The 13,342-nt window shown below is 55.5% G+C and carries 7 protein-coding genes and 4 pseudogenes; 5 read left to right on the forward strand and 6 right to left on the reverse strand.

Features of this window, described 5'->3' with window-relative positions; all coding sequences use genetic code 11:
• Positions 1 to 3: 3 nt before the first annotated feature.
• Positions 4 to 1,206 (forward strand): annotated as a pseudogene (locus ACVBAU_RS18045) (IS91 family transposase).
• 442 nt (positions 1,207 to 1,648) lie between these two features.
• A pseudogene (locus ACVBAU_RS18050) lies at positions 1,649 to 1,750 on the forward strand (MgtC/SapB family protein); the annotation flags it as partial.
• 38 nt (positions 1,751 to 1,788) lie between these two features.
• Here ACVBAU_RS18050 and ACVBAU_RS18055 read toward each other — a convergent pair.
• The 3 genes from ACVBAU_RS18055 to ACVBAU_RS18065 all read right to left on the reverse strand — a co-directional run bounded on the left by ACVBAU_RS18055 (position 1,789) and on the right by ACVBAU_RS18065 (position 4,645).
• Complete coding sequence (locus ACVBAU_RS18055; protein WP_448329743.1) at positions 1,789 to 3,042, reverse strand: cation:proton antiporter; 1,254 nt, start codon at positions 3,040 to 3,042, stop codon at positions 1,789 to 1,791.
• Positions 3,043 to 3,280: 238 nt separating this feature from the next.
• On the reverse strand, positions 3,281 to 3,577 hold the full coding sequence (locus ACVBAU_RS18060) for a PRC-barrel domain containing protein (protein WP_448329744.1): 297 nt from the start codon (positions 3,575 to 3,577) through the stop codon (positions 3,281 to 3,283).
• Positions 3,578 to 4,237: 660 nt separating this feature from the next.
• On the reverse strand, positions 4,238 to 4,645 hold the full coding sequence (locus ACVBAU_RS18065) for an enoyl-CoA hydratase/isomerase family protein (RefSeq protein ID WP_448329745.1): 408 nt from the start codon (positions 4,643 to 4,645) through the stop codon (positions 4,238 to 4,240).
• Positions 4,646 to 4,660: 15 nt separating this feature from the next.
• Between ACVBAU_RS18065 and ACVBAU_RS18070 the strand changes: the two are divergent.
• Positions 4,661 to 5,370: pseudogene (locus tag ACVBAU_RS18070) on the forward strand (IS6 family transposase).
• On the opposite strand, the pseudogene istA reads toward ACVBAU_RS18070, so the two are convergent.
• Positions 5,322 to 6,966: pseudogene (istA, locus tag ACVBAU_RS18075) on the reverse strand (IS21 family transposase). The pseudogenes ACVBAU_RS18070 and istA sit on opposite strands and share 49 nt — an antisense overlap.
• A 689-nt stretch (positions 6,967 to 7,655) precedes the next feature.
• On the opposite strand from istA, the gene ACVBAU_RS18080 reads away from it, so the two are divergent.
• Together ACVBAU_RS18080 and ACVBAU_RS18085 are read left to right on the forward strand one after the other, a co-directional pair.
• Positions 7,656 to 8,246 (forward strand): NAD(P)H-dependent oxidoreductase, encoded by a 591-nt coding sequence (locus ACVBAU_RS18080; RefSeq protein WP_448329746.1) that lies wholly within the window; start codon positions 7,656 to 7,658, stop codon positions 8,244 to 8,246.
• Positions 8,247 to 9,738: 1,492 nt separating this feature from the next.
• Positions 9,739 to 10,320: a hemerythrin domain-containing protein gene (locus ACVBAU_RS18085; RefSeq protein WP_339912678.1), complete on the forward strand. Its 582-nt coding sequence runs from the start codon at positions 9,739 to 9,741 to the stop codon at positions 10,318 to 10,320.
• A gap of 323 nt (positions 10,321 to 10,643) precedes the next feature.
• Here ACVBAU_RS18085 and ACVBAU_RS18090 read toward each other — a convergent pair whose 3' ends face one another.
• Both ACVBAU_RS18090 and ACVBAU_RS18095 read right to left on the reverse strand, forming a co-directional pair.
• Positions 10,644 to 11,549, reverse strand: a complete 906-nt coding sequence (locus ACVBAU_RS18090; protein ID WP_448329747.1) for a sugar kinase — start codon at positions 11,547 to 11,549, stop codon at positions 10,644 to 10,646.
• A 4-nt stretch (positions 11,550 to 11,553) separates the two neighbouring features.
• The gene (locus ACVBAU_RS18095) at positions 11,554 to 13,338 is read right to left on the reverse strand and encodes an IlvD/Edd family dehydratase (RefSeq protein ID WP_448329748.1); all 1,785 of its coding nucleotides are present in this window, start codon (positions 13,336 to 13,338) and stop codon (positions 11,554 to 11,556) included.
• Positions 13,339 to 13,342: the final 4 nt, after the last annotated feature.

Below are 13,342 nucleotides of genomic sequence, written 5' to 3' on the forward strand. Positions count from 1 at the left end.
ATCATGCCCCGCCCCAAACTGGAGGTCGCGAACATCTTCCGCGCCCATGGCGGTGCCTATCGTCGTGAACAAACAGGGCACCTGAACCTGCCACAGCTGAAGGTGATGTCGGCGATTGAGAATTGCCGCACGGCAGCCCTCGGCGGTCACGTTGCGGCTTGCACAAAATGTGACCATCAGCACATCGCATATAACTCGTGTCGCAATCGCCACTGCCCAAAGTGCCAGGGCGCTGCGGCGCAGGACTGGATGCAGGCACGGATGGAAGACCTCTTGCCCGTCCAATACTTCCACGTGGTCTTCTCTTTACCGTCGCAAATCGCCGACATTGCCTATCAGAACAAGGCCGCGGTCTACGGCCTGTTGTTCAAGGCATCATCCGAGACGCTTCGGATCATCGCAGCCGATCCCAAACATCTTGGCGCAAAGATAGGCATGACATCGGTGCTGCATACATGGGGCTCGGCGATGACGCACCATCCCCATGTCCACGTTGTTGTCCCGGGCGGCGGCTTGTCATCCGACGGTCAGCGTTGGGTCGCCTGCCGCAAAGGGTTCCTCGTATCAGTGAAAGTCCTGTCACGGTTATTCCGCCGCCTGTTCCTCGAAGGGTTAGCCAAGCTGCACAAAGAGGGCAAGCTGGCGTTCTTTGGCAACCTGTCAAAGCTGGCCGATCCCGATGCCGTCGCATCACACCTTGCACCACTGCGCAAAATAAACTGGGTCGTTTATGCCAAACAACCCTTCGGCGGACCCGAAACCGTGTTGGCCTATCTGAGCCGCTACACGCACCGGATCGCGATCTCAAATCACCGTTTGGTCAGCGCCGATGCCAGTACCGTGGCCTTCCGCTGGAAAGACTAACGTATCAAAAAGGGAGACCGGATGAAGGTCATGCGCCTGACCACGGATGAGTTCATTCGCCGGTTCCTGATCCATGTCTTGCCCTCTGGCTTCCATCGTATCCGCCACACTGGCTTCCTCGCGAATGGCATTCGCCGAGACAGGATCGCAAAGATCAAGTTTTTGCTTGATGCCGAACCAGAACCCACTCAAATGCCGGACGAAGCAACAAACTCCGAACCCGACGATCCGCCCGTGCATCAGCCTTGCCCCAAATGCGGTGGTGCGATGATCATAGTTGAGATCTTCCTGCGCGGCCAAACACCCAAATCCCGCGCTCCGCCATGGGAGGACGCCGCATGATACAACTAGAAAATCCGACCTTGCCTTGCGCAGACGCCGGACCAGTCAGTGCGGCCCTCTCAAAAACCCCGATGCCACATCACGCCTGCGGCGGCATCATGGGACACCAAATGGCAAAGTCATGCTGGGTAAATAAACCGGCAAACGCCGCCCGTCGTCAAAATCCCGCTCGCTCTGCGCATCAAACGCTGCAGCAGTAACGCACAATCCCCATAGTAACGAAACCCGCCCGCGCTTTCCTCCTTGTCGGATTTGTCGCCGCTGCAGCTCGCGCTGACAGCAGCCACAAACCTTAGACTTAGTTGCAGCTCAAATTTCCTGCACGAATGTCTGTTTCGAGACGCTAATAGCGACACTGACAATTCTGCACCGCGCTTTACTAAGTCGTGATAAAGGTCATGCCTTTTGACATTGACGCTGCTGTCCCGTGCCAATGAATTTTGGTGAAACAGTCCGAAGGGACCCAGTTCGCATCAATTAAGCAGTCACAGGAGGTGTTGCCTTCCTCGCAGCTGGCTTGATCGTGCTCTCTCAAGGTAAAATGTAGGGCCTGACGTCTGCGTCCTGAAGACATCCTCGGGTCTACTTCGTTTGGTCAACCCTGATCTGATCCATGGCCCATCCCACGCTGAACCCGTGAAGGATTGTCGAGAGCAAAATCACCAGACCGACCAGTGACCAGAGTTGGGTTTCGTTTGCAAACTCCATGTGGCTGCCTGCGTAACAAAGGTAATATATCGATCCGATGCCCCGCACACCGTAGACGGAAATCACCGCACGATCCCGTTGACCGAGGTCCGTCCGCAGAAGTGCGATCCAAGCGGACAGGGGGCGAACTACAACGATAAGGGCGAGCGCGATCACGACGTGGGTCCATATAAGATCGACAAATAGTATGGGCAAAACGAGGCCGAGGCCGATGAGCAGCACGGCCGTCAGGGCATGTTCTATGGATTCCGAAAAATCGTGCAGACGTCGGTGAAAATGATGCTCTTCATCGACCCGCCGCAGGGTCAGGCCCAAAACAGCGACAGCGATGAAGCCGTAGCCTTCGATCAATTCCGTGGACCCGTAGCATAGCAGCACCCCCGCTATCGCGATGACACCCGACCCCGTCTCGGCAAGGATCGACCCTTTTGGCACGCTAAACAGGACAATGCCCAATAGTCGTCCACCGGCCCACCCCATGATACCGCCGAGAATGATGCGATAAAGAACATCGCGAAGCACCCATTCCCAGGCCCACGCACCCGGGTTCAGACCCTCGGCGGCGACGATCAATCCCAGATAAACAAACGGAAACGCGAGTCCATCATTCAACCCGGCCTCGGTGGTTAAGGTAAAGCGGACCGGATGTTCCTCGCCCTCTTGCGGCGGGCCGACCTGAACATCTGCGGCGAGAACCGGATCGGTGGGTGCAAGCACGGCACCTAAAAGGATTGCACCTGCCAACGTCAACCCGCCCAGAGTGACACCGAGTAGAGTCACTGCGAGTATGGTGAGAGGCATGGAAATGGCCAACATCCGGAATGTCGGTATCCAGCGTTTCCATGGCCTGAGACTATCGATCCGCATACCGGCACCGAACAACGCCACGATGACAGTCAACTCGCTCACTAATTCCCACGGCAGCGGCATATGCCGCGGATTGGGGAGGATTGGCATGTTCGGAACCAGCAAAGCGGCGGCAGCACCGAACATTATCATCAAAGGTGCGGCAGCCGGTTCCCGCTTTGACACCAAACGCGGCAACCACCGCGCGAGGATCACAATCACCCCCACGACGACCAGAACGACATGGTAGGAGCTAAAAGAAAAGAAGGCGTCTTCGGTCACGCAGGCAGGCTCCAATCTGATAGAGTATTAAGAGAGACAGTATTAACGGCAGTTGCGAATCTCGCGGTTAAAATTTTGGTGGCATGTCCCAATGATCTAAAACTAAGCTACGTTGTTGGCTCGGACGTTCACGGGACTTGGCCAAATGGTATCAGCGGCAATACCCTAAGAGCAAAAGGGTCAGCACAACCATTTGTGCTGACCCTTCTTTGCCATATGAACGTATCTGCTTAAATGGTCAGTGCTTATGCTCAGGTAGACTTTTCAGCTCATCCTTTGTCATGGCGGTCGTCGCGTGAACCTTGCCAGCCTCATCGCGCATGAAGTTCAGGCTTGATACGGCCAAGGATACGGGTTTCGCCCCAATGCCCAGAAATCCGCCGACATCCACGACTGCCTGTGCATTTTGGCCCGCGCCGTGGAAGTGGGATACGTCGCCGATATGGCTGTCATCAGGACCGTAGACGTTTGCACCGTCAACGGTCGCAGATGTCAGTTCGTCAGGGCGGAGGGGGGTATGTTTTGAATGGTCCATTGGTAACCTCACTTGATTTGATTTTTCTCATTTCGAATTTAACCCTTTGGGAGGCGATGCAGTTCCGGTTCCCAAAGCATATTGGTGGGAAGCCGCGCATGTTCGGGCCGGAATTACTGCTGCAAAAAGATAACCACAAACCCTTTTCGGATACCGTCAGCCACCTTCCAGCAGGTTTATCTTGTTTCCCTCGGGATCGGTAAAAGCGGACCAGCGTAGGGTTTCAAAACCATCGACCTTTTTTGCGCTCAGACCAGACCTTCGCTGCGGTCCGCATCACGTCAGCTTCAAGTTGTTAGCCCTGCGTCAAGAAAGAACTGTATTCCATTCTTTCAGGTCACTTTAGTTGCGATGAACTGCGCCGAGTTTCTCGGAGGCTAATTTGTCGTAGTTGTGTGATTGCCAACTTCTTTAGCAAGTATGACCAGATCTTATGCCGCTTTTCTCCTTGCTGTTGTTCGGCCCCATATGGATGGCCTGCAACCCCATGAAGGTCATCAAACGACCTACGCAGTGCCGCCCTTAGGAGAACCTCGGTTGGGGTAGATCCGCTGCTATCTGGCGGCAGCCAAAGAATAATACTTGGCGAATATTCGGTCAATCTCACGCATCAGGTCAATCGTAGCCGGATCAAATCCAACCCGTATGTAGTAGAAAAACTTAGCTGACACCGTTTGCGTTAATAATCTCTCTTAACCTATTTTGAAATAAATCACCGCTCATTGCAGCTTCAAGCTGTGTGTGTTCATTTTCCAGCTGTTGGCTTATCTCTGTATTTTCGGCGCTGCGTAAAAGGTGTTTCGTGCCAGCAGGTACCACTTGAGCAAATGATGCAAGACGCTCCGCAAACTGTTTTGTCGTCTCTTCCAAAGTACCCTTTGTCGCAATTTTAGTGACCAGTCCTGTTTGCAGTGCGTCTGTGCAATCAAATTTGTCCTCTGCCAAAAGAAACCGAAGCGCATGGCGCGTGCCCACGGTACGTGTAAGACCCACTGTCCCGCCCCCGTCTGGTGTCAATCGGTTCTGTTGCATTAATCGCTGGTAGAGCTGAAGCTGCGGTTGGATCATTCAGCGAGGGTTTCGATGTCACGGCGTAATCCTTTCAAACATCATCGTTTCCCTAACGAGATCATCCTTATGGCAGTGCGTTGGTACTGCCGGTATCCGCTGTCGTACCGCGATGTCCGCGATCTCCTAGCCGAACGTAGGATTTATGTTGATGCAGCGACGGTTTATCATTGGGTTCAGAAATTTGGTCCCGAAATCCGAAAGCGGGCTTACGGGCGACATCGCAGCTGGCGTGGCCTGCAATGGCATGTTAACGAGACATATGTCCGGGTGAATGGCCGTTGGTGTTATTTGTGGCGTGCCGTTGATCAGCGTGGCCAACTTATTGACTTCCGCCTGACAGCGCGCAGAAATGCCAACGCGGCAAGGGCCTTCATGCGCCAGGCCAGCGATACAGTTCGCTGCTATCATCCGCTCACCCTCATTACCGACAAGGCGCATAGCTATGCTAAGGTTATTGCTGAAATGAACCGCGGTGCGGGCCTGAAGACGCTATCCGGCACGTCGATCGCAAGCATTTAAACAACCGAATTGAGGGTGATCACGGCGCGTTGAAACAACTTCTCAGGCCCAAACGGGGTTTTCGAAGTCTAAGCGCGGCCAAAAACACATTGAAAGGAATTGAAACACTCAGAGCTATCAAGAAGGGACATTTTGCAAACAACGAAACCGGCGTTCACAACGAAATTGAATTCGTTGTTAACTTGTTCGATGAAGCCGCATAATCCCAAATCCAACGCCGAGCATCTGAAGCTCTCAAATAATGCAACAGAACCATGTCGGGCCCGCCGATCGTCTTTCCGTCGATAAGGCGGTGCAGAAGGTTCAGCACATGGGTCTTGGTCGCGACACCTTCAGCCAGCGCCATTTCCACGGCGACCAGCACAGCCTGTTCGTCATGCTGAAAGCATGCCTCGGGCATGACGTGATGCAGAACCAGCGCCAAGATGTCGACCATCCACTGCCCGGCAGGGCATTGCGCAGCAATGTCCCGAGAGGGTCGCGGTCACCGCCGGGGCGACGCAACATGAGATCTTGTAGCTGCTTGAAGGCCGGAGGGAATTCGGAAAAGGGGGCACCGTTCCGTAAGGCACCGGGCTTGCGCTGGAGAACGGCCAGGTAATGCCGCCAGTTGTAGATCGTGCGTGGTGGCAATTGGTGGCTGCGCTGGATCACCCGCATATGTTCGCACAGGATCTGTCCTTCGGCGGCGATCACCAGACGTTCAGGATAAACCCGCAAGCTCACCGGGCGGTTCGCCAATGACGCTGGAACGCTGTAGCGATTGCGTTCAAAGCTGATCAGACAGGTCATCGAATGCGGGTGGTAATGGCATCAGAGCTGTTTGCTCGGCGGCCCAAACGTCAGCAACGCTCCCGGATAATGCTGCGTGCGGGATCTTACCCCATAATGCGACACATCGCTGTTCCAGCCAGGCGTTCTGGGCCGCAAGATCGGGGAAGTCCGGCATGGGTTGCCACAGCCGATGTCGGGAATCCTGCACGTGCTTCTCGACCTGCCCGCTCGCCATTGTTCTCGAACCAATGGCGCACAATGGCTTGCCCCAGCCTGCGGCCGGATTGCAGAACGCTGGCTCAAATACATAGTGGTTCGCCATTGCGAGAAAGCGCATGTTGACCTGTCGCTCCTTTCCGCGACCGACACGATCGACTGCCGTCTTCATATTGTCGTAAATCCCGCGCCCCGGGATGCCACCAAAGACCCGGAACCCATACCAATGAGCGTCGAACAACATCCATTGACCGGCAGTGCATTTGCGAAGGAAATGTCACGAGAGGGACATGCGTTTGCAGCAGATAGGCTCGGACCAGAAAGGCACGGCTGTGCGACAGCTTGATGTGGGCGACTTGCAGCTTCGTGCGCTCACCACCCAGAACGGCAAAATCCTCGCTCCAGTCGAACTGGAAGGCCTCGCCCGGGCGGAACGAAAGCGGCACAAAGGTGCCGCGCCCTGTCGTTTGCTGCTCCTGCTGCCGATCGGCCCGCCACTCTCGCGCAAAAGCCGCAACCCGGCCGTAGGAGCCGTCAAATCCGAGAACCATCAGATCGGCATGCAATTGCTTCAGCGTGCACCGCTGCTTGCGCGATTTGCCGGCCTCCGTCTTCAGCCACCCGGTCAGCTTGTCGGCGAACGGATCGAGCTTACTTTGCCGCTCCGGGGTCGTGAACTGCGGCTCGATCGTGCCCGCGTTCAAATATTTGGTGATGGTGTTGCGCGACATGCCCGTGCGACGCGCGATCTCGCGGGTCGATAGTTTCTCGCGCAGTGCCATACGTCGAATGATGTTCAAAAATCCCATGTGTATCACTCCAATGTCCCCCATTGCGCATCGCGCTGGAGGAAAGGTCACATGGCTCAAATTTCAGTGGAAATTATCCGCTTACCCGGCTCACTTCCGCGTGGAAATCTACACAATCACCGCCGTCATGCGCCGCATTGTGGTTCTTGCTAATACGCTCCTACGAGAAGAACGCGATTGGCAACCGAAACGCCCTTGACCAAGACCGATACTCGACCGCCCATTTCGGAAATGATCCGGTTTATCAAAGAGCACCGGAGGTAGGTGGGGTCGAGCGGATCTGTCGCGTTTTGAAGATCGCCCCTTCCATTGCCCGTCAGTCCATTTGCAAAGCAAATGTCACGAGAGGGGACTTTCTATGCGCATCAGTTGTTGAAATTGATCCGGAAACAGCGTCGGATCGCGCCAAGCGTGACGCAGAGGAGAGCACGCGGCACCGGGAAGAGATCGCTCTGATCGACACTTTCGGGATAACCGACGGACGTTTGATCATCCCCTACGGCTTTGCCCCATGTGGGACTTACCCTGCGATGACCCTGCACTGTGCATTTCCATCGCTCTCAATCTGCTGTGTCCACCTTCCAATGTCGCAACATGTGCGCTGGCATTGACCTGTGAATCCCTGCCGCACTCGGAACCATTATGCGCGGGCTATAGTTTGCAATGAGATAACTGCGAAAGGGAATTTCATGACGCCTAAGATCACAGTTCTATTCTATTCAACCTACGGCACCAATCACGGTGTAGCTATTGAAGCAGCCCGTGCTGCCGAAGCGGCAGGTGCCGAAATCAGATTACGCCGCTGCAAGGAAACCGCGCCTGAGGATGTGGTGAACGGTCAAGACGCCTGGCGCGAGCAGCTGGAGAAGATGGAAGACATACCGGAAGCGACGCCGGATGACATGAAATGGGCAGACGGATATTTCGTCTCTGTACCAACTCGGTTCGGCGTTCCATCCAGCCAGTTCCGCGCCTTCGTTGATACGCTCGGCCCGCTGTGGCAGAGTGGTGCCTTAGCGAACAAGGCCATTACCGCTACCACATCCGCTCAGAATCCCCAAGGCGGGCAGGAAATGACGATCCAGTCGGTCTATACGACGGCGATGCATTGGGGGGCGATCATCGTACCACCAGGCTATGCCGATCCGATAAAGTTTAAAGATGGCGGAAACCCATATGGGTATTCCTGCACCCCTGGCGAGCTGAGCGATACCGGAAAGAAGTCCGTGGCTTTCCAGGCTGAGCGGTTGGTAAACTTCACGCGTAAGATCATGGACTAAGCTTATATACTTTCAACAGTGATTCAAAATTGAAGGCTGGCAGCATGGGCACATGCAGCCAGCCTCTTGAGTAATATAATAGTCCAGCAGACCCGCTTTTAAAACGTCAGCCCCCCCCTCCCTTCGAGCTGAGCTGCACAGGGAAGGTTAAGGTAATGGCAGGTTGCAATTAAATTGCCTCAATACGGGGCACGCTAAACTCCTTCCTCACTGCCTTAACACCTGGGAATTGTGTCCCTCATGCCCCAGCATCAGCACCCGCCATCCAAACGAAGAATGTATATTCGACGATTAGATAAATTTTGAACCTGAAACATATCTCACAATACCTCCTGCGCGTCCTATCCATTTGAAGATTGGGAGGTGCTGTATATTGACCAAAAAAATATTCAGAAATGTGATGGTATGCCAATCCGCAAAACGTAAATCTCTCCGAAACCCTTTTTTTATTATAACTAATTGAGCAGAGCGAAAATTAATTCGCACTCAAAATCGTTTTATACAGGAGATTTTCATGAACGAAACTATAAAAGATCGCATTAATACCAATAGCATACGGGTTGGCGTATCCCACCCCCGAGATTAACTCCGCGATAGAACTCTACTTTCGTAAAGCACGTAGGGCTAACCCTCCTGGCACCTGGGATAACGCCGGTAGGTTTTACGCTGCGCAGCGCACTAACGCCGTCGAAATGTGTCGTGCCCCGTCTATGGCCTACCCGTATTCAGAAATGACTGCGGCACGAACTGCAGCTCACTGTGCGGAGCTTCAAGGTGCTGGCTGCGTAACGCATGTTCGCCGTATTGCACTGGCAATTGAGCGGCTGGAAAAGGGAGAATGCGAAGAAGCTATTTGCAAACTACTCCTGCCGGGAGTCAAAAAGAGAAGAGCCGAGTGTTGACTTGAAGACGTACTTTTTGAGTAGTTAGATACGAACCCGAAACCTTGCCAAAAAGTGTCGGGCCACTGAGCTTCTCCCAGAAATTCGGACCCTGCCGTAAGCTGTAATCTATTGTTTGCGGCACGGACAACGCGCCGCATAACCAAACCAACCAGATAAGGCGAACTCTTTCGTCGCTAAAGCTACCATCGGTTCATAAACCTGATATTTTACTTTATATAAAAGCAGTTATGGGATCCTGTGTCTTACTTCGCAGGACCGATGCTCGAACCTTGATCTGGCCCGACGCTGTGAAAAAAGACTTTCAGCGCACAAGATCGCAATGGTTCTTGGCCATTTCCACTCTGACACGGGTTGCCCAGATACGTTAGGGCTTTAGCGGCTTTTTTCCCACGAGGTGCCCCGGGTCGCAAGCAGGGCAACGTGCGCGAATAGCAGGGGTTTGTTGTTGGCATGGCTGGTCCTCCGATCCGCCGCGCCCTCCTAGAGCGACAACCCGAGTTGACCGAAAGCGCTGCGTTGCATCCAAAGGGATCACAGAGCCCGGAGCCGTCCTTGACTTAGCGTGACGAAGGGTTTTGTTATTGATCATGACTGACTTTTTGACCCAATCACTGGATGAACTTAGCCTCGACGAGGCTGCCCGGCCGAAAGCGCCGCCAGTGTCGGAGGCAACGGACATACACCGTCGTCAAGGGCGTCAACTGGCGGCAATCCACCGCCATTATCTGATGGAGATAGCCCAAATAGGTGCAGTCTTGGCCCGGATTGAAGCGCTGGACACGCCGCCTGAACACCTTAAGCGGATCGTACTTTCGCTAGATATGGCAGAGAATTTCAGGGCGTTCGGATCACTTTGCGGGCGCGAATGCCAGGTGCTAAAAATGCACCACGACATTGAAGGTACCGACATGTTCCCTCGGATCGAGGCGGCGGGTGGAGGAAAATTCCGTGAGGTCGTGGCCAAATTGAAGGCAGAGCACGAAGTGGTCCATGAGTTAATCATCCGCCTCGGCCATGCAGCGGACGCTCTGGCGGAAGACCCGAGTGACGGAAATTTCGGTCAGGCCGCTGCCACGTTCCGAAAGTTGGAGGAGGTCGTACGCTCTCATTTCGGCTACGAGGAAACTGAATTGGCTGAGGCAATCGGGTATTATCTCGGGTCGATCTGACGACGCCCGATAGACGCCCTTCGCTGAAACGATAAATGGTCTCTATAAAACCGAGCTGGTTCATCGTCGGATGCACACCGAACCGGCTCGCCAGTTCCGACACAGGCTCTTGGCCCTTCAAGGCTTCAAACGCCACCTTCGCCTTAAACTCAGGGGCGTGCTGCTTTCGTTTCGACATCTTCGATCATCCTTCGTGATGAAGATCGACAGACAGCAAGTTAGAGTTTACGTCAGTTCCCAGTTTTCGTGGAGCACCTCAGCGTAAACCCACTTTCATTTCAAACGTGCAGAGCGCTTCTGTCCTCGCGAGCACGCGCGCTTGGTTATCCCGCCGACATGTCGGCAACAGTAGGCAGCGGTCCGACGGCACCGTAGCCTTGGACAGACAGTGCCGAGGCCGCGACGGCATAGCGACATGCGGCTTCAGGCGCGTCTCCTTTCGACAGGCGGGTCAAAAAGGCCCCGTCGAAACAGTCTCCGGCACCCGTGGCGTCGACGGCGGGGACAGGAACGCCGGGAATATGCGTAATCGTTCCAGCGTGGCCAAGAAGCGCGCCTTCCTCTCCGAGCGTCAGGGCGACCACCTCCGGACCCATTTCGTGAAACGCACGCACAATGTCTTCGGGTGCATCCAGACCCGTGATCTGGCGCGCATCATCCAGACCAGGCAGCGCGATATTCGCCAGCCCGAGCGCTTGAGTGATCTCGTAGCGGGCTTCTTCGAGCGGCCAAAGTGCTAGCCGCAAGTTCGGATCGAAAGAAACCTGCCGTCCTGCTGCCCCCGCAATACGCATCGCCTCCAGCCCGGCGTCACGCGCACTGGCACTGATGGCCAGAGTGATGCCGGAGACATGGGTGAACTGGGCGCTCAGTATGGCCTCAACAGGCAAGGTGTCCGCTGTCATTCTGCTGGCAGCAGAACCCGCACGACGGTACTCAAAACGATGCCCATTTAGCTCGTGTCGCACGAAATAGAGCCCCGTGGGGGCCGACGCGTCAGTGGCAACGTAGGACGCATCGACGCCTTCGCGCGTCCAAAGGTTTCGAAGCTCCTGTCCAAAGCCGTCGTCGCCCAAGCGCGTTGCAATGGCGCTGCGCGCGCCAAGACGTGCTGCGGCGATGGCGACGTTTGACACGTCACCACCGAACCCCTGATGCCACTCCGTACCGTTGATTTGGTTGAACTCGATCAGCGGTTCGCCAATGCAGATAATATCAAAGTCGCGCATGGGATCAGTGATTGTTGCGCGGTAGGCCGCGGTTTGTGATATCGCGGTATTCGGTCGCGCCTTCAAAGACCATACCCTCGGAGAAAGGGCGTACTTTCTCGCGGAAGATCTCTTGCCAGGGGGATTGGCTCTCTGGCTGCGCATAGCCCCCCGTAGCATCAAGGGCAGTGCGGCGCGCGGCAAGCTCGGTTTCATCCAGCAGCACATCAACGCGGCGCTGTTTCAGGTCGATCCGGATTGGATCGCCGTCTTGCAGCAGCGCAAGCCCGCCACCATCCGCAGCTTCGGGTGACGCATTGAGGATTGACGCCGAGCCAGAGGTGCCGGACTGCCGCCCGTCGCCGATGCAAGGCAGTGCGCGGACGCCTTTTTTGATTAGATAGCTTGGAGGGCGCATGTTCACCACTTCGGCCCCGCCGGGATAGCCTTTGGGCCCTGCGCCGCGCATCACCAGTACGCTGTCATCGGTCAGCCCCAACGCGGGGTCATCGATGCGGGCGTGAAAATCCTCTGGCCCGTCGAATACCGCGACACGGCCCTCAAAAGCCTCTTCCGCGTTCGAGAAATAGCGCGCCCGAAAGCCCACATCGATTGCAGAGGTTTTCATCAAAGCGCTGTCGAACAAGTTGCCGCTCATGTTCAAAAAACCCGCATTGGGTTTCAACGGTGACGCCACGCCGCGGATCACATCATCATTAAGGATCGGCGTGTCGGTGTAGAGTTCGGCGATCGTTTGACCGGTCACAGTCAAAGCATCAGGATGTGGCAGAAGCCCAGCTCGCAACAATTCACCGATTACAGCGGCGGTGCCCCCTGCACGGTGGAAATCTTCGCCCAAATAGGTGCCGACCGGCTGCATATTGACCAGCAATGGCACGGTGTGGCCGAATTCCTCCCAATCACCGTTACTCAGCGCGATGCCAAGATGTGCCGCGATGGCATTGAGGTGGATCGGAGCGTTGGTCGATCCGCCAAGCGCGGAATTAACGACAATGGCATTCTCGAAGGCTTCGCGGGTCATGATCTGGGCCGGACGCAGATCCTCGTGGACCATATCGACGATACGTTTCCCCGTATGATAGGCTGCCTGTCCGCGTTCGCGGTAGGGTGCCGGAATCGATGCAACCCCGGGCAGCTGCATGCCCAAAGCCTCTGACAGGGAATTCATCGTCGACGCTGTGCCCATCGTATTACAGAACCCGACCGACGGGGCGGAAGAGGCGGCGATCTCTAGAAATTCTTCGGCATCGATTGTGCCTGCCGCAAGCTCTTGCCGCGCCTGCCAGATTACCGACCCTGATCCTGCGCGTTCGCCACGGTGCCAGCCGTTCAGCATCGGCCCGACAGAGAAGGCCAAGGCTGGCATCCCCACCGTTGCCGCCGCCATCAGTAGCGCAGGCGTGGTTTTGTCACAGCCGATGGTCAGGACGACGCCGTCTATCGGATAGCCATATAGGCTTTCGACCAGACTAAGATAGGCGAGGTTGCGGTCCAGCATCGCGGTGGGGCGCTTGCCTGTTTCTTGGATCGGATGCACCGGGATTTCCATCGGGATGCCCCCGGCGGCGATGATCCCATCGCGGGTCCGTTTGGCCAGCTCTATATGGTGGCGATTGCATGGGCTAAGGTCGCTGCCGGTTTGCGCGATACCTATTACCGGTTTGCCCGACCGCAGTTCCTCGAGCGTGAGCCCGTAGTTCAGGTATCGTTCAATATAAAGCGCGGTCATCTCTGGGTCGTCGAGATTGTCGAACCACTTACGGGAGCGCAAAGATTTGGTGTCGGTCATGTTT

The organism is Sulfitobacter sp. M13, assembly GCF_053474885.1.

Coding starts and splice junctions, on each gene's coding strand:
- ACVBAU_RS18090 (WP_448329747.1), bottom strand. CDS start 11,549: ATGCGCGACTTTGATATTATCTGCATTGGCGAACCGCTGATCGAGTTC.
- ACVBAU_RS18065 (WP_448329745.1), bottom strand. CDS start 4,645: ATGATCCAACCGCAGCTTCAGCTCTACCAGCGATTAATGCAACAGAAC.
- ACVBAU_RS18095 (WP_448329748.1), bottom strand. CDS start 13,338: ATGACCGACACCAAATCTTTGCGCTCCCGTAAGTGGTTCGACAATCTC.
- ACVBAU_RS18085 (WP_339912678.1), top strand. CDS start 9,739: ATGACTGACTTTTTGACCCAATCACTGGATGAACTTAGCCTCGACGAG.
- ACVBAU_RS18080 (WP_448329746.1), top strand. CDS start 7,656: ATGACGCCTAAGATCACAGTTCTATTCTATTCAACCTACGGCACCAAT.
- ACVBAU_RS18060 (WP_448329744.1), bottom strand. CDS start 3,577: ATGGACCATTCAAAACATACCCCCCTCCGCCCTGACGAACTGACATCT.